This is a genomic window from Rhizobium sp. BK313 (genome assembly GCF_014193655.1).
Lineage (GTDB): Bacteria > Pseudomonadota > Alphaproteobacteria > Rhizobiales > Rhizobiaceae > Rhizobium.
This window is the reverse complement of record NZ_JACHZQ010000014.1, coordinates 15,122-35,658: the sequence shown is the minus strand read 5'-3', so window position 1 is coordinate 35,658 and position 20,537 is coordinate 15,122. Positions and strand designations below refer to the sequence as shown.

The 20,537-nt window shown below is 60.9% G+C and carries 18 protein-coding genes; 9 read left to right on the top strand and 9 right to left on the bottom strand.

The genetic code is table 11. The features are described 5' to 3' along the window. The first annotated feature begins 21 nt into the window (after positions 1-21). The 6 genes from FHT86_RS36335 to FHT86_RS36310 are packed head-to-tail and all read left to right on the top strand — an operon-like array spanning position 22 to position 7,276. Positions 22-1,542: an ABC transporter substrate-binding protein gene (locus FHT86_RS36335; RefSeq protein ID WP_133704717.1), complete on the top strand. Its 1,521-nt coding sequence runs from the start codon at positions 22-24 to the stop codon at positions 1,540-1,542. A 27-nt stretch (positions 1,543-1,569) separates the two neighbouring features. Next, a complete protein-coding gene (locus FHT86_RS36330; protein ID WP_133704716.1) occupies positions 1,570-2,529 on the top strand; it encodes an ABC transporter permease in 960 nt (319 codons plus the stop codon). After that, the gene (locus tag FHT86_RS36325; RefSeq protein ID WP_133704715.1) at positions 2,529-3,368 is read left to right on the top strand and encodes an ABC transporter permease; all 840 of its coding nucleotides are present in this window, start codon (positions 2,529-2,531) and stop codon (positions 3,366-3,368) included. The genes FHT86_RS36330 and FHT86_RS36325 overlap by 1 nt, the downstream gene beginning before the upstream one ends. Continuing rightward, positions 3,365-5,107 (top strand): ABC transporter ATP-binding protein, encoded by a 1,743-nt coding sequence (locus FHT86_RS36320; RefSeq protein ID WP_133704714.1) that lies wholly within the window; start codon positions 3,365-3,367, stop codon positions 5,105-5,107. Before FHT86_RS36325 ends, FHT86_RS36320 begins: the two co-directional genes overlap by 4 nt. A 24-nt stretch (positions 5,108-5,131) precedes the next feature. Next, on the top strand, positions 5,132-6,151 hold the full coding sequence (locus FHT86_RS36315; protein ID WP_133704713.1) for a serine hydrolase domain-containing protein: 1,020 nt from the start codon (positions 5,132-5,134) through the stop codon (positions 6,149-6,151). 9 nt (positions 6,152-6,160) lie between these two features. Continuing rightward, a complete protein-coding gene (locus tag FHT86_RS36310) occupies positions 6,161-7,276 on the top strand; it encodes an anhydro-N-acetylmuramic acid kinase (protein ID WP_133704712.1) in 1,116 nt (371 codons plus the stop codon). Between the two features lie 60 nt (positions 7,277-7,336). Here FHT86_RS36310 and FHT86_RS36305 read toward each other — a convergent pair whose 3' ends face one another. After that, positions 7,337-8,521, bottom strand: a complete 1,185-nt coding sequence (locus FHT86_RS36305) for an ABC transporter substrate-binding protein (RefSeq protein ID WP_133704711.1) — start codon at positions 8,519-8,521, stop codon at positions 7,337-7,339. Between the two features lie 345 nt (positions 8,522-8,866). Between FHT86_RS36305 and FHT86_RS36300 the strand changes: the two genes are divergently transcribed. Further along, positions 8,867-9,472, top strand: a complete 606-nt coding sequence (locus tag FHT86_RS36300) for a flavin reductase family protein (protein ID WP_208116621.1) — start codon at positions 8,867-8,869, stop codon at positions 9,470-9,472. A gap of 122 nt (positions 9,473-9,594) precedes the next feature. On the opposite strand, the gene FHT86_RS36295 is transcribed toward FHT86_RS36300, so the two are convergent. Together FHT86_RS36295 and FHT86_RS36290 are read right to left on the bottom strand one after the other, a co-directional pair. Then, positions 9,595-9,744: a hypothetical protein gene (locus FHT86_RS36295; RefSeq protein WP_133704710.1), complete on the bottom strand. Its 150-nt coding sequence runs from the start codon at positions 9,742-9,744 to the stop codon at positions 9,595-9,597. 60 nt (positions 9,745-9,804) lie between these two features. Beyond that, positions 9,805-9,972: a hypothetical protein gene (locus FHT86_RS36290; protein WP_166656691.1), complete on the bottom strand. Its 168-nt coding sequence runs from the start codon at positions 9,970-9,972 to the stop codon at positions 9,805-9,807. Between the two features lie 77 nt (positions 9,973-10,049). Here FHT86_RS36290 and FHT86_RS36285 point away from each other — a divergent pair, with 77 nt between their 5' ends. Continuing rightward, entirely contained in the window at positions 10,050-11,003 is a 954-nt protein-coding gene (locus FHT86_RS36285; protein WP_133704709.1) for a lytic transglycosylase domain-containing protein, read from the top strand. 158 nt (positions 11,004-11,161) lie between these two features. Then, positions 11,162-13,432, top strand: coding sequence for an FdhF/YdeP family oxidoreductase (locus FHT86_RS36280; protein ID WP_133704708.1), 2,271 nt, complete (start codon positions 11,162-11,164; stop codon positions 13,430-13,432). Positions 13,433-13,440: 8 nt separating this feature from the next. Here the strand turns inward: FHT86_RS36280 and guaD are convergent, their stop codons facing one another. From guaD to FHT86_RS36250, 6 genes are all read right to left on the bottom strand, one after another. Beyond that, complete coding sequence (gene guaD, locus FHT86_RS36275; RefSeq protein ID WP_133704707.1) at positions 13,441-14,799, bottom strand: guanine deaminase; 1,359 nt, start codon at positions 14,797-14,799, stop codon at positions 13,441-13,443. Positions 14,800-14,813: 14 nt separating this feature from the next. After that, complete coding sequence (locus tag FHT86_RS36270) at positions 14,814-15,671, bottom strand: aromatic ring-hydroxylating dioxygenase subunit alpha (RefSeq protein ID WP_133704706.1); 858 nt, start codon at positions 15,669-15,671, stop codon at positions 14,814-14,816. Positions 15,672-15,703: 32 nt separating this feature from the next. Beyond that, a complete protein-coding gene (locus FHT86_RS36265) occupies positions 15,704-16,639 on the bottom strand; it encodes an ABC transporter permease (RefSeq protein WP_133704705.1) in 936 nt (311 codons plus the stop codon). 15 nt (positions 16,640-16,654) lie between these two features. Next, positions 16,655-17,698, bottom strand: a complete 1,044-nt coding sequence (locus tag FHT86_RS36260; RefSeq protein ID WP_133704704.1) for an ABC transporter permease — start codon at positions 17,696-17,698, stop codon at positions 16,655-16,657. A gap of 1 nt (position 17,699) precedes the next feature. Beyond that, positions 17,700-19,274 carry an ABC transporter ATP-binding protein gene (locus tag FHT86_RS36255; protein ID WP_133704703.1) on the bottom strand — a complete coding sequence of 525 codons (1,575 nt, stop codon included), beginning with the start codon at positions 19,272-19,274 and terminating at the stop codon, positions 17,700-17,702. A gap of 78 nt (positions 19,275-19,352) precedes the next feature. Further along, complete coding sequence (locus FHT86_RS36250) at positions 19,353-20,474, bottom strand: BMP family ABC transporter substrate-binding protein (protein ID WP_133704702.1); 1,122 nt, start codon at positions 20,472-20,474, stop codon at positions 19,353-19,355. Positions 20,475-20,537: the final 63 nt, after the last annotated feature.

Below are 20,537 nucleotides of genomic sequence, written 5' to 3'. Positions count from 1 at the left end.
CAAGCTCAGAGGGTGAAGAGAATGAAAAGGCATTTTGCAAGGAAGCTGATTTCGTGCGTCGCAGTGGCGGCGAGTCTCGGCATGGCGGCCGTTTCGACGGAGGCATACGCGGCGACGCTGCGCATGGCATGGTCCCAGGATGCGACAGGGCTTGATCCGCACAAGCAGCCCGCCTTTTCCTCGATCCGCTTGCTCGAGCTGATCTATGAACCGCTTGTCCGGCTCGACAGCAATCTGCAGATCGTGCCCGCCATCGCAGAGAGCTGGCAGTTTTCGTCAGACGGCAAGGAGCTGACCTTCAAGCTCAATCCGAATGCGAAGTTCCAGAACGGCGCCGCTGTCACTTCCGCCGACGTGAAGGCATCGTTCCAGCGCATTCTCGATCAGGCAACGGGTGCCGTCGCCCGCGCCAATTTCCTGTCGATCGCCAGCATCGATACGCCCGATGCAACGACCGTCATCTTCCACCTGTCGCAGCCCGATGTTCCGATCCTGACGGCGATGACCAGCCTCAACGCCGCCATCGTTCCGGCGAGCGAAATCACTGCTGGCTCGATCGGCACGAAGGCGATCGGTTCCGGTCCCTTCAAGCTCGACAGCTGGGTTCCGAATTCGAAGGAAGTCCTGAGCGCCAACAAGGCTTGGGCCGGCGGCACGGTCGGCATCGATGGCATCGACATCAGCGTCCTTCCGGATGAAACCGCAATCCTGGCGTCGCTTCGCACGGGCCAGATCGATTTCGCGCTTCTGAACGATCCGCTGGTCGCGACGCTGGTTCCCAAGGAGCCGAAGCTGCAACTGTCCCGGACGCCGGTGCTCGCCTATAACGTCCTGCAGCTCAACCCCTCGCACAAGCCGATGGATCAGCTTGCCGTGCGCCAGGCGATCTCCTGCGCGATCGACCGGCAGGATGTGCTGGATACGGCAGCGCTCGGCGAAGGCAAGGTGACGGGCCCGTTGACCATGCCTCTCTATGCGACCGATCCGAGCCAGCTCTTCTGCTACAAGCGCGACGTCGAAAAGGCAAAGAAACTGATGGCTGACGCGGGCTTTGCAAACGGCTTCTCCGCAACGGTGATCGCCGCCACCGGTGAGCCGCCGACCGCCACCGCCGAAGCCCAGGTCATCCAGTCGCAACTCGCCGAAATCGGCATCAAGCTCGATATCAAGGTGATGGAACTCAACGTCTATGTCGATGCCTGGCTGAAGGGCAATTTCGACATGGCGGTCGCGCTCAATGGCGGCAGCGCCGATCCCTATTCCATGTATAACCGTTATTGGACGAAGACCGGCAACCTGCAGAAGGTCGCGAACTATATCGACGATACGTTGGACAGCCAGATGCAGAAGGGCCGCGTCGAAACCGATCCGGCGAAGCGCAAGGTTATCTTCGCCGACTTCGAAAAACATATTGCCGAAGTCTCGCCCTGGATCTGGCTTTATACTGCCTACGGCTACACGGCCGAGCAGAAGAACGTTCAGGGCTTTGTGCCGACACCGACGGGCTCCCTCTTCGGTCTCAGCAAGGTATCCATCCAGTGATGGATACCGGGTTCTAGAGGACGTTTCATGGGGTACCTGACGCGCCGGCTGATGACATTCCCGCTGATCATGTTGGGAGTGTCCATCCTCGTGTTCGTCGCCATCCGGCTGGTGCCGGGCGACGCGATCACGGCGATGCTGGGAACCAATGCCGGCCTGCTGACTCCTGAGCAGCGGCAGGCCCTGGCGGCCTATTTCGGCATCGACCAATCATGGTTCGTGCAGTACTGGCGCTGGCTGTTGGGCGTGCTGCAGGGCAATCTCGGCATTTCCGTCACCTACGGCAAACCGGTGCTCGACATTATCCTCGAGCGGTTTCCGCTAACGCTCGAGCTTGCGCTGCTCTCCATGGTCATCGCGCTGCTGATCGGGCTGCCGGCGGGCGTCTTCGCTGCGACACGAAATGAAAGACTGTCCGATCTGGCTGTGCGCATCGTCGCCATGGTTGGGCAGTCCACCCCTAATTTCGTGCTCGGGCTTCTCATTATCTATGCGCTTTCGGCAGGCTTCGGCGTCTTGCCGACCATGGGTGCATTCACGCCGCTCTGGCAGGACCCGATCGGCAATCTCGGCCAGATGATCTTGCCGGCGCTCACCCTCGGCTTTGCATTCGCGGCTTCGGTCACGCGAGTGGTGCGCTCCGCTATGCTCGACGTTCTCAGCGATGATTACGTCCGTACCGCCCGCAGCCGCGGCGTGCCGGCCCGTGGCGTCATCTGGCGTCATGCGCTACCCAACGCACTCATTCCGGTGGTGACGCTGAGCGGCGTGGAGTTCGGCTATCTCCTCGGCGGAGCCGTCCTGGTCGAGCAGATCTACGCGCTGCCGGGCCTCGGACGGTTGGTGCTCGACGCGATTCAGCAACGCGATTATGCGCTTGTCCAAGGCTGCGTGCTGTTCATTGCCTTTAATTTCATGATCGTCAATCTGCTTGTCGACCTCGCCTATGTCGCGCTCGATCCGCGCGTTCGTTTGGGAGAAGGCTGATGCGTATCGTCAAAGCCATTTTTGGGCACACGAGCGGCCGCATTGGCGGTGCCATCGTCTTTATTTATCTCATCCTTGCCATTTTCGGCACGTTGGGGCTCACTCCCTATGATCCGGTGATGCGGAGCCCGTTGAATCGGTTGCACGCCCCGAATGGCGCCTATTGGATGGGGACGGACCTGCTCGGCCGTGATGTGGCAAGCCGGCTGATGAACGGCATCGGCGAGTCCTTCACCGTCGCCTTCCTCTCGGTCGCGCTTGCAAGCCTGATCGGCACCGTGCTCGGCTTGACCGCGGCCTGGTTCGGCAAGCGGTGGGACGGGCTGATCATGCGCACAATGGACGTGCTGCTGGCATTCCCGGCCATCCTTCTCGCGCTGTTGATCATCGCCATCGTCGGCCCCGGCACCTGGACCAGCGTCGCCGCCATCGCCATCGTCTATACGCCGATCTTTACCCGCGTCGTGCGCGGACCGGCGCTATCGCTGAAATCGCGTGATTTCGTCGATGCCGCCCGCACCTTCGGCAGCAGCAAACCCTACATTCTGACACGGCACCTGCTCTTGAACCTCGTCGCACCGTTGACGGTCCAGATCACCCTGGCGCTGGCATGGTCACTCCTGACCGAAGCCGGTTTGAGTTTCCTCGGCCTCGGTACGCAGCCGCCGGCCTCCTCGCTCGGATTGATGCTCAGCGACAGCCGCAACCTGATGGAAACAGCACCCTGGCTGCTGATCTTCCCCGGCCTCACCATCATGATCAGCATCCTCGGTTTCAATCTGCTCGGCGATGCCTTGCGCGATATTCTTGATCCGAAAATGCGGAGGACAATCCCGTGAGCCCTCTGCTTTCCGTCTCCAATCTAGAAGTGGGCTTTGGGCGCAATCCGGAGGCTAACAAGATCGTTCGCGGCGTCAGCTTCGATCTTGCCGCCGGCGAAACGCTGGCGATCGTCGGCGAGAGCGGCTCAGGAAAGTCCGTGACCGCGCTCTCGATCAACCGTCTCGTCGATTTCGGGGGCGGTCGCATTGTCGGCGGTTCGATCAAGCTGAAGCGGACAAACAACAGCATTCTTGACCTGACGACGGCGACCGAAGCGGTACTGACGAAGATCCGTGGCGCCGAGATCGGCATGATCTTCCAGGAGCCGATGACGTCGCTCAATCCGGTGCTGACCATCGGAACGCAGATCGAAGAGTCTTTCCGCCTGCATCGCGGGCTGACCGGTCGTCAGGCGACGGCGGCGGCAAAGGATGCGCTGGATCGTGTCCGCATCCCGGATGCCGCGCGGCGATTGAAATATTGCCCGAACCAGCTCTCCGGCGGCATGCTGCAGCGCGTGATGATCGCGACCGCGCTTGCCTGCAACCCGCGCCTGCTGATTGCCGACGAGCCGACCACCGCGCTGGACGTGACGGTGCAGGCACAGATCATGGCGCTTCTCGCCGAACTGAAGCGCGAGACGGGCATGTCGATGATCTTCATTACCCACGACATCGGTCTCGTTGCCGGCATCGCCGACAAGGTCATGGTGATGCAGGCCGGCCAGGCAGTCGAACAGGGTGAGCTGAACCAGATTCTCGATAAACCCAGCCATCCTTACACCCAGCACCTTCTTCATTCCGTGCCACACTTTTCGGCCGGCCGAGCAGCGCGATCGGATTTTAGCCGTGACAACATCGCAAAAGCCGCACCGGCGTTAAAGGTCGATGGGCTGACGGTTCGCTTTCCGGTGTCGGGCAGTTTCTTTCACCGTCCGACCGGCGCCGTGCATGCGGTTGAAGGCGTCGGTTTTGATCTGTTGCCCGGCGAAACGCTGGCGATCGTCGGCGAAAGCGGCTCCGGCAAATCCACCACGGCGCGGGCAATCCTCGGATTGGTGAAGTCGACACGCGGCACCTTCACGGCGACCGCGGGAAAGACGGCGGATCGGACGAGCGCCGTGCAGATGGTGTTCCAAAACCCCTATGCCTCGCTCAACCCTCGACTTCGGGTCGATAGCATCCTGGCCGAACCCGTCATCGCCGCCGGTGGTCGTGCATCGGGGGAAACGCGCAACAGAATGGATATGCTGCTGAAGCGCGTCGGCCTGCCCGAAAACAGTCTTGAACGCTATCCGCACGAGTTTTCGGGCGGGCAGCGCCAAAGACTGTGTATCGCGAGGGCGCTGATGCTGAATCCTTCGGTCTTGGTGCTGGACGAGGCAGTTTCGGCGCTGGATGTCTCCGTCCAGGCGCAGGTCCTGGACTTGTTGATCGAATTGCAGCGCGAGTACCGCCTTGCCTACCTTTTCATCTCGCACGACATGGCCGTCGTCGAGCGGATCGCGCACCGGATCGCGGTGATCTACGCCGGTCAGATCGTCGAGATCGGCGATGCCGCGTCGGTGTTGTCGCAGCCGAAGCATTCCTATACCAAGCGGCTGATCTCGGCCGTTCCGACGGTCAACCGCCGGCGGGAGAATTTTGCGCTGGATACGCGCCAGGTACCCTCGCTGGTGCGCCCGCTCGGTTTCGAGCCGGCTGTTCCGGAATGGCGCCGGTTTGCTCCGGATCACATGGCCCAGGCGGAAGCTTGAGAGAGACGCGACGGGGAGGGGAGCATGACGGAAGTGGGGAATACGGAGTTCGCACAGCGTTTCGATCGGGCGTTCGCGCCTATTCACGCCGCTGTTGAGGCCGGGCGCATTCCCGGCGGCGTGCTCGGCATTATCGATCGCGACGGCAACCGGATGGCCCGTGCGGTCGGCTCGGCGCAGAAGATTCCGGTCATGCGGCCGATGTTTGCCGACACATGGTTTGATCTGGCCTCGCTGACCAAAGTCATTTTCACCACACCACGCATCCTCGCCTTGGCCGAAGCCGGCACGATCGATCTCGATGCGCCGCTGATTTCGCTGCTACCGGATCTGCGCCAATATGGTGCGACTGCCTGGGAGCGGAGGGTGACCTTTCGCCAGTGTCTCGGCCATCAGACGCCGTTCCCGGCCGTCGAGCCGATTTATACCTATGGCCGCGATCCCGACCTGCTGCGCGCCTTCATTCTGCAACGCGAGTGGCGGGCGGGTCCGCCCGTTTATTCCGACATCAACTTCATTTTGCTCGGCTTTGCGCTGGAGCGCCTGACGGGGCAAACGATCCGCGCCATGGACGCCGGTCCGGGCTTCGCCTTCTCCGCCGCACCTGATCAGGCGGCTGCGACGGAGGATTGCACCTGGCGTCACCGCGTTCTCTCGGGTGAAGTGCATGATGACAATTGCTCCGCCCTTGAGGGTGCCGGTCATGCCGGCTTGTTTGGGACGGCCGGCTCGATCCTCGATTTTGCCGAGGGGTTGCTCGCTGGGACCGGTGCGGCCGAACGCTCGATCACATTGATGCGCACGCCGCTCTCGGCGACGCGCACCCATGGATGGGAGCGGCCTTACGATGGCTGGTCCGGCGGTGAGTTATGTTCACCGGGCACGATCGGTCATACCGGCTTTACCGGCACCGGCCTCTGGATCGATTTCGAAAACGGCAGGGCCTGGACCTTGCTAACCAATCGTATTCACCCGACACGCCATTTCGACAGCGGCATCGCGGTGCTTCGCCAGACCGTCGGCGATCTCGTCAATAGAGCTTAGGAGTTGATCATGGAACCAATCTGGGCCGTCGGTCTGATGACCGGAACCGTTCTCGACGGCAATATCGATGTCGCCTTGATCAAAACGGATGGCGAGCGGATCGAAGAGTTTGGTCCCTATGTGCTGGCGCCCTATCCGGAGTGGATCAGGTCATTGCTGGAAGAAACGTTGGCTGAGGCCCGTGCCTGGAACTTCAACGGGCCGGAGCCGGAGATCTTCAGACAAGCCGAGGAGGCTTTGACGCGCGCCCAGTCGGCCGCGGTCAAGGAGCTTGTCGAAGGCTACGGCCTGACCATGGCCGATATCGGCGTGGTCGGCTTCCATGGCCAGACTGTGCTGCATCGAGCGCCGCAGAAGGATCGCATGGGCGACACACGCCAGCTCGGCGATGGCGAGTTGATGCGTTCCATCCTCGGCGCCAAGGTCGCCTATGACTTCCGTTCCGACGATGTGCGCGCAGGCGGTCAGGGCGCGCCCCTTGCGGCCGCCTATCATACCGCTCTGCTGCGCGGCGCCGGCCTTGGCGGCGACACAGCCATCCTCAATCTCGGCGGCGTCGCCAACATCACCTGGTCGGACGGGGAGGGTAATTTCGTCGCCTTCGACACAGGCCCCGCGAATGCCCCGCTCAACGATTTCGTCAAATCCCACGGCCTTGGCGAAATGGACAGGGACGGTGCGCTCGGTCAGGCGGGCACGGTGGATGAGGCCACGCTCTCGAAGCTGCTGCAACATCCCTATCTGAGTGCCCCCTATCCGAAATCTCTGGATCGTTTCGACTTCGGCGCCTCCATGGCCGACGGGCTCGGCCCCGAGGACGGCGCGGCAACGCTTTCCGCCTTTACCGCGTCCGCCGTTGGCAAGGCTTTGGACCTGTTGCCTCGTCGTCCGAAAAAGCTGGTGGTCAGCGGTGGCGGTCGCCGCAATCCGACGATCATGTCGATGCTCAAGACCCGCGCGGGAGTCGAGCCGATCTCAGCGGAAACGCTCGGCTGGCGCGGTGACGCCGTCGAAGCCGAATGCTTCGCATTTCTGGCCGTGCGTGTATTGCGGGGGCTGCCGATCAGCTTCCCCGGCACGACGGGCGTCCCAGCGCCGATGCGCGGCGGCCGGCTTGCCGAATAGGTCCGCTATCGCATCCCGCTTGCAGGTGGAATCACCTGCAAGCGGATAAGATGACTTCGGCTATTGCGGAATCGGGCACTGTCCGATGGTGGTCTCATTGAGAGCCATTGGGATATTGGTCGCACCATTGTCTTCCAGGCATTGGATCTGTGTGCCAACGATCCCATCCCATCCCTTGGTGATGATTTCCCTTGCCTTTTCCTGCTCCTCAATGGTCGGGAAAAACGGCTCGATATCGCGACCATAACCTCGGAACTGCGCAAGCGTTTCCCCCGGTTCGGCCGGAACCTTTCCAGTGCGTACCAAATCGGTTAGGCGGATGGGGTAGCAGTGGGCTTTGTGGAAGGCGAGTTGCGTCTCGTCCGAGTATAGGTGTTCCATCCACAAACGGGCTGCATTCGGATGCGGAGCGAAGGCGCTGATCGCCTGGACATAGATACCCCCGACGACGCCGGTCTTCGGCCTGATGATCTCAATATTGGTTTTGCCCCTCAATTGTTCGCGGTCGGCCTTCGCAAGGTAGTCCCAGCGAACGAGGATGGGCGTGCGCCCGTCCGTAAGCGTAGCCAGATTGCCGACAACGGGAACGAAATTGCCCTTGCGGTTGAGGTTAGCAAAGAACCGCAGACCCTGATCTGCGGCTTGGCCGACATTGCCGTTGGCGGCCGATAGGCCGGCGGCGAAGATGCCCAGAATGGCTTGATTTGATGCGAGATCGCCGGCGAGGCCGACCCTGTTTTTGTAGTCCGGGCCCACAAGGTCTGCCCAATCCGTCGGCATCTTCGCCACGACATCCGCGTTGACCTCGAAGGCGATCGTCCCGTAGTAGCCACCGTACCAATGTCCGTCCGCGTCCTTGGCGGCGTCCGGGATGGTGGCCCACTTGGCCACTTTATAGGGCTGCAACAGACCGTCCCTTTTTGCCGATGCAGCGAACGAAAGACCGACGTCAATCACATCCGGCGTTTGCGGGTCGGCTGTATCGCGCGCCTTTTTGATCGCGTCAATTTCCGTGGCAGATCCCGCATCGGGCAAAACTTCATTGATCATCAGGCCGAATTTCGCCTTGAAACCATCAATGATGCCGCCGTAGCCGCACCAGTCACGGGGAAGCGCGATAACGGTGAGCTCGCCTTCGGTCTTGGCGGCGGCCACGAGCTCGTCCATCGGACTGGCGGAGGCCAGTGCAGTAAATGCCAGCAGGGCCAGTCCTGCCGACGGTATCACCTTCCATCTAACTTCCATGGCCGTCCCCTCCACAACTGATGGCCAACGGTTGATCGAAGTATACCAGCCTGCGTGAATCTTGAAAATTACTATTGGGGCCTGGAGGTAAGAAGGGGCCACTATGGGCGAATGGACGTCGGATCGTGCCGAACTCGCTAAACCGAACCCGATACCGGCACCCAGGTCGGCATAGAGGCGAGGAGCTGCCACGAAGCAAGCTCACGCTTCGATCGAGCATCCGCGTTTTTCCCAGTGCCCGGGACAACCGCTCCCGGCGTAAACCACACTTCGATCGTAGTCGAAACATCCTGGTTGAAATTCGTTTTATTGGTGATGGGGACCTATGCTGTTCAGGAGGATGAAATGAGAACCGTTGAGCCAAAAATTCTGTATTTTGGGACTCCCGTCGCGCTGATCAGTAGCTTGAATGAGGATAATTCGACGAATTTGTCGCCGATTTCATCATTTTGGGCGCTTGGCTGGACGATGACGCTTGGCCTGTTGAATGATGCCAAGCTCGCGGAGAATCTCGCGCGGCACGGGGAATGCGTCGTAAACCTTCCTGCTCCCTCAATGTGGCAGATGGTCGAAAAGCTTGCGCCGCTAACTGGTAGAGACCCTGTACCCGAACTGAAGTCCAAACAATTCAAGACAGAGAAAGACAAATTTGCGGCAGCAGGATTTTCCAGGCTCGACAGTGAGTTGGTTCGCCCAATGCGGGCTGCAGAATGCCCAATTCAAATGGAAGCCCGCGTTTTATCACTCCATGAAATGGGCGGAACAAAACTGGCGGAACTCGGAGGCGGCCTCGTTGCCGTTGTCGAGATTTTACGCGTACATGCCTGCGAAGAGTTCTTAAAAGACGGTAGTGACCATATCAATCCGAATAAGTGGTCTCCGTTGGTTTATAATTTTCGTCACTATTACGACTTGTCTGACACTGAACTCGGGAAAACATTCCGCGCGTAAACAGCGGTGGTGACGGGGCGTGTGATTGTACTCCCGACTCAGTCGAGGCATTTGAATATTTGAATACGGTTGCCCGACCAATGTGGTGCCAGTGGCCGCATCGCCGGTTTCGCAAAACCCGGCTAGTGATGCTTGAAATATTGTACCTCACGCTCGTGCTTCTCGGCTGCCTCGCGGGTCTTGAAGGTGCCGAGATTCTTGCGCTTGTTCGTCTTCGGATCGACCTTGCGGGAGTAGAGACGGTATTCACCAGATTTCAATTTGCGGATCATGGCAACATCCTCCTGTGCAGGGATAAATCCCTGTCCGGCACTTCCGGTTCCCACTGCCGATCAGCCCGCGATGTGGCCGATGGTCTCGATCTCGATCAGGAATTCCGGGCGGAAGAGCGCAGAGATCTGCACGAGCGAGCTCGCCGGCACACGAGGCCGCAGGACCTGATTACGACGGGCGTCATGCGTGGCATCGCGGAAACAAGGGAAGCCTTCCTTAGCCTTCATGGTTTTCGTTATCGTGCATCGATGCTATCAAGAGGGGCAATCTAGCGATTTGACGGTTTCCAGCAGGTTTCGCAGGGATGGCAGGCAAACAGCATCGGCCCAGCTTTGTCGGCAAGACCATAGATTTCGTTATTGCGTCCGGCGTTGCGGTTTTCGCCGCCGTTTGCCCTGTGAAGGCCCAACCTGAATGGAGCGTTGCGCCGCCAGCCTGTATTTCCGGACCTTTGATAACGGATAACGGCGAAACACTTTGTATCCGCAAGGAAAGTTATAGTCGCGACCTCTGCAAGGCGATCGACTATTTCGCCCGGGCCAATCATCTGCCGCCGGATTATCTTGCCAGGCTCATCTGGCGCGAGAGCACGTTTCGCCCCGATGCGGTCAGCCCGAAGGGCGCGCAAGGCATTGCCCAATTCATGCCGGGAACCGCGAGGTTGCGCGGTGTTCAAGATAGCTACGATACGCTGGAGGCGCTGGGCAAGGCGGCAGCTTACCTGGACGAATTGCGCAACCGTTTCGGCAATCTGGGTCTGGCGACGGCGGCCTATAATGCCGGCGAAAACGGCCTCGCAAATTTTCTCAACTCCGGCAGTCTCCCCTATGAGACGCGCAGCTACGTGACTGCCATTACGGCCCATACGGTCGAGCAATGGAAGGATGACCCGCCTGATACGGTTGCGCCGGAACTCGACAAAGGCAAGCCTTTCACGCAGGCCTGCATGGCGCTTGCCGGCAGCCGTCGGCTGAAGCAGGTCGCTTTGGAGCAGGAGCGGCCCTGGGCGCCCTGGGGCGCTCAACTGGCGGAGCATTTCCAGCTCGATGCCGTCCGGCGGCTTTTCTCCGATGATGTCGGCAAGCTTCCGTCACCGCTGAATGAAGAAAAGCCGCTCATTGTGCGCCAGCGCAACGCCGACTTCGGCTTTCGCATCCGATACGCCGCGCGCATCGGCCGGGAGACGCGCGCAGAGGCGGATGCGGTTTGCGCTCAAGTCCGCCAAAAAGGTGGTGCTTGTTTCGTTTTCAAGAATTGAGGGGTTGGTCCCGCCAGGATGCAACGGCGTCAAGGACGCGGTCGCTTGATGCAGTGCACAACGAATCCATTGTCTGTTTCTCCTTAATATGTGGAAAATATTCGCCAATCGGCTAGTTTCATTGAGGGAGTCTTGGGAGGCAACCAAAGGAGCGTGTGATGGCGCAGAAGCGTGAAGTTCCGGGAATTCGTGCCTACAGCAATCCTGCCGGTGGCTGGGGCGCATTGAGAGCGACGGCCAAGGCCGTGCGTGAGCAGATGGATGTCACCGAGGCGCCTTTGCTTCTTCTGCGGACCAACAAGCCCGATGGTTTCGACTGCCCCGGCTGCGCCTGGCCCGACAAGGAACATACGTCCACCTTCCAGTTCTGCGAAAACGGCGCAAAGGCCGTCACCTGGGAAGCGACGAACAAGCGCGTGACGCCCGACTTCTTCGCCAAGCATACCGTAACCGAGCTGCTGCAATGGAGCGATTACGAACTGGAAAATGAGGGCAGGCTGACCCACCCGATGGTCTATGACCGCGCGACCGATACCTATCGGCCGATCGAATGGGATGCAGCCTTTGCCCGCATCGGCGATCTCATGCGCAGCCTGCCGGACCCCAACATGGCGGAATTCTACACGTCCGGCCGCGCCTCCAACGAGGCTGCCTTCCTTTTCCAGATTTTTGCGCGCGAATACGGCACCAATAATTTTCCCGATTGCTCCAACATGTGCCACGAGGCAACCAGCGTCGGGCTGCCGCATTCGATCGGCATCGGAAAGGGCACGGTCTCGCTGGAGGATTTCGACCGCTGCGAGCTGATCATTGCGATGGGCCACAATCCCGGCACCAACCATCCGCGCATGATGGGGACGCTGCATGAATCCTCCCGGCGTGGCGTGCCGATCATCGTCTTCAATCCACTGAAAGAGCGGGCACTCGAACGCTTCGCCGATCCGCAGAACCCGATCGAGATGGGCACTTTCGGCTCGACGCGGATTGCCTCCTCCTACTATCAGGTCAAGATCGGCGGCGATGCGGCAGCGCTCAAAGGCATCATGAAGGCGGTGTTGGAGTTGGCCGAAGCGTCTGATGACGCACTCGACCATGCCTTCATTGCCGAACACACCAACGGCTTCGACGCCTTCGTCGCCGATCTCAAGCAGACGGCATGGACCGATATCGAAAGGGCATCCGGCCTGGCGCAGGCAGACTTGGAACGGGTCGCGGCAGCCTATGTCAAATCGAACGCCACGATCGTCAGCTACGGCATGGGCATTACCCAGCACGCCAAGGGGACGGCCAATGTGCAGCAGATCGCCAACCTGTTGCTGCTGCGCGGCAATTTCGGCAAGCCCGGCGCCGGCATCTGCCCACTACGCGGCCATTCCAACGTGCAGGGCAATCGCACAGTCGGGATCAGCGAGAGGCCGAATCCCGCGATGTTTGCCGGCATCGAGCGCGCTTTCGGCTTCAAATCGCCTGAGCACCACGGCCACGATGCGGTCGCGGCAATGCAGGCTATGGCGGAAGGGCGGTCGAAGGTGCTGCTCTGCCTCGGGGGCAATTTTTCGATCGCGTTGCCGGATCCAGAACTCTGCGCCGAGGGCATGCGCAATCTCGACCTTGCCGTCCACATGAATACCAAGCTCAACCGCTCGCATCTGCTGATCGGCAAGGAATCGATCATCCTGCCGGTGCTTGGACGCACCGAGCAGGATATCCAGGCCTCCGGACCGCAATCGGTGACGATCGAGGATTCGATGTCCATGGTGCATGCCTCGCGCGGCAAGCTGAAGCCTGCCTCGGACCAACTGCGCTCTGAACCGGCGATCGTTGCCGGTATGGCGCAGGCCACCTTGCCCGACAGCAAGGTCGCCTGGATGGACCTGGTTGCCGACTATGACCGCATCCGCGACAAGATCGAAATCGTCTTCCCCGATTTCGCGCGCTACAATGAGCGCATCCGTGTACCGGGCGGTTTCCGCCTGCCTCTTGGGCCAACCGAGCGTGTTTGGAAGACTCCTTCCGCCAAGGCGGAATTCCTGCTGTTCCAAGGGCTTAATGAGGACATCGCTCTTGCCGATGCCGGCATTCTGAAGCTTGCAACGATCCGCAGTCACGATCAGTACAATACGACGATCTATGGTCTCGACGATCGCTATCGCGGCGTTTTCGGCCGGCGCGACGTGTTGTTCATGAATGACGGCGATCTGGCGGCGAACGGGCTCGAGCATGGTGATCTTGTCGAGATCGAGACGGCATTGCCTTCGGGCGGCAAGCGGCTGCTGAAGCTGACGGCCATTTCCTACGACATCGCGCCGGGTTCAGTCGCCGCCTATTATCCGGAGGCAAACTGCCTGATCCCGATCGACTATCAGGACAAGGAAAGCGGCACGCCGTCTTATAAATCGGTTCCGGTTCGCATCAGCAAAGCGGCGTAGCGCTGCTCTTAAACCTTGCGGCCGCCGACCCAGGTGGCCGCGATGTTTGGCCTTGACGCGGTATAGATGATTTTCTGCAGGATACGCTCGCCCTTGTCGCGGTCTTCGAACAGCTGCACGGTGCCCTTCTCGGCATCGGCATCGATGAGCACGGCGTCGAACTGATAGCCGGGCGTGAATTGCCCGACGGGGAGATCGAGCGCAATGCCGCCGCCGGTCGTTGCGATATAGAAGGCATCCCGAAAATCGATCTGAGCCGGGCCGAACGTCGAGCGGGCTGATGGCGGCAGGTTCGGGTCGACACCACTCTGCAGCATCCGCGACGCCAGGATTGCGCCACGGGCGTTCTCGATCATAGAAGCGCTCGGGCCACCGGAAATGTCCGTGCCGAGACCAACATGCAGCCCCTTGTCCAGTGCGGCACGCAATGGAAAGACGGCATTGGCGAAATAGGCGTTCGAAAGCGGGCAATGCGCGACAGCGGCTTGGCGCGCACGGACCGTTTCCATATCCTTCGCCGTCAGGAAATTCGCATGCGCCAGAACCGTCTTGCGGCTGAGCAGGCCGAAGCGATCGAAGCTGTCCGTATCCGTCATGCCATGCCGAGCGAGAACATAACCATGCGCCCAGTCGCTTTCCGAACAATGGGTCTGCACGTGGCAGCCGCATTCCCTGGCGATGGCACCGAGGCCCTCGAGCGTCGCGTCGGTACAGGAGGGGATGAAGCGCGGCGTGACGACGGGCAGAACGCGCCCTTCGTGATTGTCCGGATGGCCGCGCACGTAATCGATCAGCGCCCGCGTGCCGTCGAGCGCCTCTTCCGCCGATAGGTCGCGGTAGTAGTCCGGACATTCATCGGCATTATCCATAGCCACTTTGCCGATCAGGGCGCGCTGGCCTTTTTCCAGGCAAATATCGACAAGCGTCCGCGTCGCTTCCTGGTGGATGGTGGCAAAATAAAGCGCCGTCGTCGTGCCGTTGGCAAGCAGGTCCTCGACCAGCAGACCGTAGATATGGCGCGCAAAAGCGGCGTCCTGATAGCGCGCCTCCAATGGGAAAGTGTATTTCTGCAGCCAGACTTCCAAGGGCACGTCGAGCGCATCGCCGAGTTGCGGATATTGCGGCGCGTGCACATGCAGATCGACGAAGCCGGGCAGAATGTAGGAGCCGGCCGGCAGGGTCACGAGTTCGCCGGATGCGTCGCGCGCGTCAAGGATGATCCGGTAATTCGGATCACCGTGACGATGAACGGCGGTGATCACGCCGTCAGCATCGATCTCGATCAGTACATCGTTCAGAACGTCGATGGTGCCGCGTTCCGGCGAATGAAATCCCGATGCACTGAGTGTCTTGTTGCGCAGATCCATGAGTGCGCCTCTTTTCAGGCGGCCATGATGGTTGTGCCGTAGGTGATGCCCTTCTCCTTCAGCCAGCGGCGATAAGCGATTGAAGTGGCGTCGGCGCGGGTCGGGATCTCGGCGCGCGCTTCCATCGGCAGCAATACGGGGCGTTGGTTTTCCAGGATGATGCGGTCCTGCAGGAAGATCAACTGTTGGAAATGCACGAGCTCCGTCGTTGTCGAGGTGTCATCGATCAGGAACATCACCGGATGGGCGCGGCAGCGGTCGGGATCGAGCGGCTGCACGAACAGGCAGATCACGTCCCAGCGGTTCGCCGCATTCGGGCAGGTCTTGTAGAGCAGGGTCGTGAACGGAGTCATGACGCGATAGATATAGTCGGTCATGATGCCTTCGCTGGACGAAAGGGCCGCCTGTGGCTGGAAAAACTGGCAATTGGTCGCCCAGACCTCGTCGACATCGCGGCGGATCTCGACATTGTAGTGCGTCACCTCGGTATGCGGCTCGGCGCCGAGAATATCAGTGTGGACAAAGGGAAAATGTGCCAGATCGAGGAAGTTCTCGACAATCCTGAGCCCAGAGGCGCGCACTGCGACCGTGCCGCAATTGACGATACGTCGGTCCGGTTCGTCGGCCTCTGGAAGCTCGAAAAGACCGCCAGGCGGTGTGCCGAGCGTGGTCCAGACGAGGCCGAAACGCTTGATCAGCGGCAGCGGCTCTTCCCGATCGTCTGCCTTGACGACAAGCGTGCCATCCAGATCTCGCATGACGATGAGATCAGTGCCGAGCAGGCGGTTCGCGGAGGTCCCGAACGGAATCTCGTTTTCGGTTTCGAGCGCATACCATTGGTCGAGGGCTGCTTTGTCAGAACATTGGCTCATGAACGCTCCCTTTCCTTGTCTCTCGGTCCAGTCTAGCGGACATCGCGATAATAGGGCAGGCCGATTGCGGCGGGTGCGGCCATGATACGGCGCATGCGCTGCCAGGCAAGTACCGGCACGATGATGAAGGCCATGGTACCGAGATAGGGCAGCATGGAGAGGAAGGCCGGCGCGATCGGCCAGCCGCGCGCCTGGCCGACGAAACCGATCGCGGTGATGAGGCCGAAGAGCAAGCCGGAAAGAACGGCCGGGATCGGCCGGTAGCCGGCAAAGATTACGAGAGCCACCGCGATCCAGCCCCGCCCGGCAACGACTCCGTCGGACCAGGACGGCACGAAGGCGAGCGTCAGATAGGCACCGGCCCCAGCTGCAAGCGCCGAACCAGCCGTGACATAGGCGAAGCGGATGAGATTGACCGGAATGCCGGCGGCATCGGCCGCGGCGGGATTTTCGCCGACCGCGCGCAGGTTCAGCCCATGGCGGGTACGGAACATGATGTAACTCAATGTCACCGGCAGAATGACGTAGATGAGGTAGACGAGAATATTCTGCGAAAAGAAGGCTTTGCCGAGAATGGGAATATCGCTCAACAGCGGGATTGCGACGCCGGAAAAGGTGGCGCGCGCCGGCATGCCGGAATAGGCCCGGCCGATGCTGGTGGCGATGCCGTTGCCCATCAGCGTCAGCGCTAGGCCGCAGAGCACCTGGTTGGCACGCAGCAAAACGGTGGCGACGGCAAACAGCATGCCGAAGACCGCGCCAACCAGAAGCGCGGCGAGGAAGCCGAAAATCGGTGAGGGAAAGGAGGTCGTCGCCGCAATCGCCGTCAGCGCTCCCATCGCCATCAGGCCTTCGGCACCGAGATTGACGACACCGACGCGTTCGGCAAGCACTTCACCGAGGGCGGCGAGCGCCAGGACGCCACCGGCGAGAAAGGCTGTGGTGAGGAGGCCGGTCAGAAGCTCCATGGTCTCGTTCTCCCTTCAAGCCTTGTCGCGGGCGAGGCGGTAATGGGCGAGTTCGTCACCGATCGCGGTCAGGAACAGAATGAGGCCGGTGATCGCGAGCACGGCCGACGTGGTCAGCCCCTGGGTCTGCAGGATGATGCCGGAATTGAGGATGAAGGCCATCAAGGCGGCGGAGAAGATGACGCCGATCGCGGAATTGCGCGCCAGAACCGCGACCATGATGCCGAGATAGCCGTAGTTGTTGGAGATGCCGCCCTGCAGTCGATGCACCGTGCCGGCGATTTCCAGCATGCCGGCAAGCCCGGCAATTGCACCGGACAGCAGCATCACCGTGATCAGATGGCGACGGGCTGGCATGCCGGCATAATGCGCTGCGGACGGGTTGGAGCCCACCAGTCGGACCTCATAACCCCAGCGCGAAAAGGCAAGGACGCCGGCGATGACGAGGGCGGCGAGAATGGCGACCGGAAAGCCCCAATGCACTGAACCCCATAGTTCGGGGATTTCAGCCGACAATCTTGCCGTCGCCGAATTCGCCGTCCGGTCGCGCCAGGCGCTGGTCGAGACGTAATAGACCAGTAGGATGGCGACGAAGTTCAGTAGCAGTGTCGTGATCAGCTCGTTGACGTTGGCATAGGCGCGGGCAAGCGTCGGGATGAGGATCCAGACCGCACCGCCGATGAGGCCGGCAAAAAACATCAGCGGCAGGATCACGATCGGCGGTCCCGGCACGAAAAGACCGACCGCAGCCGCCGCAAAAGCGCCTGCATAGAATTGTCCCTCTGCGCCGATGTTCCAGACGCCGATCTGCTGACCGACAGCAACGGAGAGGCCGGTCAATATCAGTGGTATCAGCAAGACGCCGAGATCTTGAAGGCCGAAGCTCGAGCCAAAGCTCGAGTCGATGACCTCGGAGGCGAGTTCGAGCGGATTGGCGCCGGTGATGGCCAGCACGACGCCCGCAAAGACCAATGCCAGCAGAATGGCCGCGAGGCGCGCTCCAAAGGCAATGGCAGGCGAAGCGGAGGGCAGGCGCTGAAGACGCCAGGATGCGGCCATGTCAGGCAACCTCGCGCATATGGGCGCGGCCGCCCATCAGCAGGCCGATCTGGTCGATGTCGGCCTTGTCGTTGTCGACGATCCCCATGATCCTGCCTTCGTAGAGCACGGCGATACGGTCCGAGAGGTTCAGCAGCTCCTCCAGCTCCTCGGAAATCAGTACGATGCCGGCGCCGGCATTGCGCAACTCCACGATGTAGCGCAGCATGGTGTTGATGGCGCCGACGTCGAGGCCGCGGCTCGGATAGGCGGCTATCAGCACCTTGTTTGCGATACGCATCTCGCGTCGCGCGACGAGGCGTTGCTGGTTTCCGCCCGAGAGGTTGCGAATGGGCATGCCGAAATCCGGGATTACGACATCGGCCGCCGCGGCGATCTCCTTGGCAAGCGCCGTTGCCGCGCCCGGGCGGTAGGCACCGCCCGAAGAAACGGAGGGCTCCTTGTATTCGCGCATGACGGCGTTGATGGTGATGCTCAGCGCCGGTGCGAGGCCACTATGCAGCCGGTCTTCCGGAATATGGCCGATGCCGCGTTGGGCAAAATCTGCAGCGTTACTGCGCTCGATCGGCGTTCCCTCGATAAAGATGCGTCCGCTGCTGACCGGTCGCATGCCCGCCAGCACCTGGCTGAGTTCGCGCTGGCCGTTACCCGCAACGCCGGCGATGCCGAGAATTTCGCCGGCATGGACCTGCAGCGATACGCTATGCAATGCCTCGTCACCGGCATCGTTGAGTGCGGAGACTTCGTTGAGGCCCAGCACCGGTTCGCGCGAGACAGGCGCCGCGCCGGCTGCCCGCTGCCGCATGTCGGCGAGCACGATATCGCGGCCCACCATGAGTTTTGCGAGCATGCGCGGATTGCAGTCGGCGGTCTTTTCCGTGGCGATCTTGCGGCCGCCGCGCAGAATGCTGATGCGATCGGAAATCTCCAGGACTTCATCGAGCTTGTGGCTGATGAAGATGACGGCATTGCCTTCCGCCACGAAGTCGCGCAGCGCCTTGAACAGTTCACGGGCTTCGACCGGCGTCAGCACCGCCGTCGGCTCGTCCAGAATAAGGACACGCGCCTGCCTTGCGAGCACTCGCAGGATTTCGACGCGCTGCTGTTCGCCGGTGGAAAGATCGCTGATGCGGGCGCCGGGCCGTGTCTGCAGATTGAACTTGGTCGCCAACGCCGCCGTGCGCGCCTCCAGGACATGCGCCGAGGCGCGGCGCGGTGTTTCCGACCAGCCGAGATGAATGTTTTCGGCCACGGTGAAGGCCTGCACCAGTTTGAAATGCTGATGCACCATGCCGATGCCGGCGGCGATCGCCTGAAGAGGTGTTGCGAATTGCTGGGCGTAGCCGTCGATGATGATCTCGCCGGCATCGGGCTGATAGATGCCGGTGAGGATATTCATCAGCGTCGATTTGCCCGCGCCGTTCTCTCCGAGCAGTGCGTGGATTTCACCCGGCAGAACATCGAGTTCGACATCTTCGTTGGCGATGACGCCCGGGAAATATTTGGCGATGCCCTTTAGCTGCACCAGCGGCGGCGTGCCCGGTGGGGCGGAAAAGGAAGTCGCGGTTTCGGTCATCAAAAGGGCACCAGGATGTCATGAAGGGCGAACCCGGCCGGACGTGTCGGCCAGGTTCCTGTTTGGCGACGGTATCGCTCAGGCGCTCAGGCCGGTGACGCCCTCGACCGACCAATCCCAATTGTAGAGGTCGTTGTCCGTCATCGTCTGGCCGGCGGCGACACGAACCTTGCCCGTCGAATCCTTGATTTCGCCGGCAAACGGCGACCAGCCGCTAATGATCTTGTCGCGCACCGCATCGGCGGCGGCTGCGACGTCGGCCGGAACCTTCTCGCCCCATTTGTCACGGTCGACGCCGGAGCCCATGGCAAACAGAGTATCGCTCGGCGTCCAGGTGCCGGCGAGGCGCTTGCCGACTTGATCAACGTAGAATTTGTTGAAGTCGATGAGGACGGAGGAGACATAGGAATTCGGGCCGTAGCGACGGATATCTGTGTTCCACATGGCGGCCCAGACGCCGCGCTTTTCGGCGACCTGCAGGTAGCCGGCTTCGTCCATGATGCCGAATAGGAAGTCGCAGCCGTTGTCGATGAGCGCGGTGCCTGCCTGCGTCGCCGCCTGCGGATCGAACCAGGAATTGATTGCGATCGTCTGCAGCGTCGCATTGGGGTTGACGGAGCGGGCGCCCATCAGGAAGGCGTTGGTCGAGGCAAAGACCGATGCGACCGGGAAGGAGGCGACATAGCCGAGCTTGCCGGACTTCGACAGGTGGCCGGCCGCAACGCCGATGACATAGGTCGGATACCAATGCGCCAGGTAATACCAGCCGAGATTGTCCATGTTGACGCGGCCGTCGCATTCCAGGAAAGCGACGTCCGGCGCCTGCTTGACGACGGCATGCAGGAAATCGCCGTTCGAGGACGTGTCGAAGATGATATTGGCGCCTTCGCTGACGAACTGGCGATAGGTGCGCGTCGCGTCGGCCGAATAAGGGATGTTTTCAACTTCGAGGATCTTCTTCAGCTTCGGGTAAGCCGCCTTCACAGCAAGCAGGCCCTGATGATGCGCCCACGTCCAGCCCTCGTCCGAGATCGGGCCGACATGCCCGAAGCCAACAACTGCATCCTCTTCCTTGATCGTCGGAAAGGAGGCTGCGGCGTACGCCCGGCTGGCAAGACCTGCCGGCAGCATCAAAGACGCCGCCCCAGCAGCGCTCATATTTAGAAATCCGCGACGGGAAAGCGAACGCAAGTCGATCATGGAACCCCTCTTTTGATTAGGTGCGCCAACAGCGCCCGAATGCAATCGACGCAACAATTATGC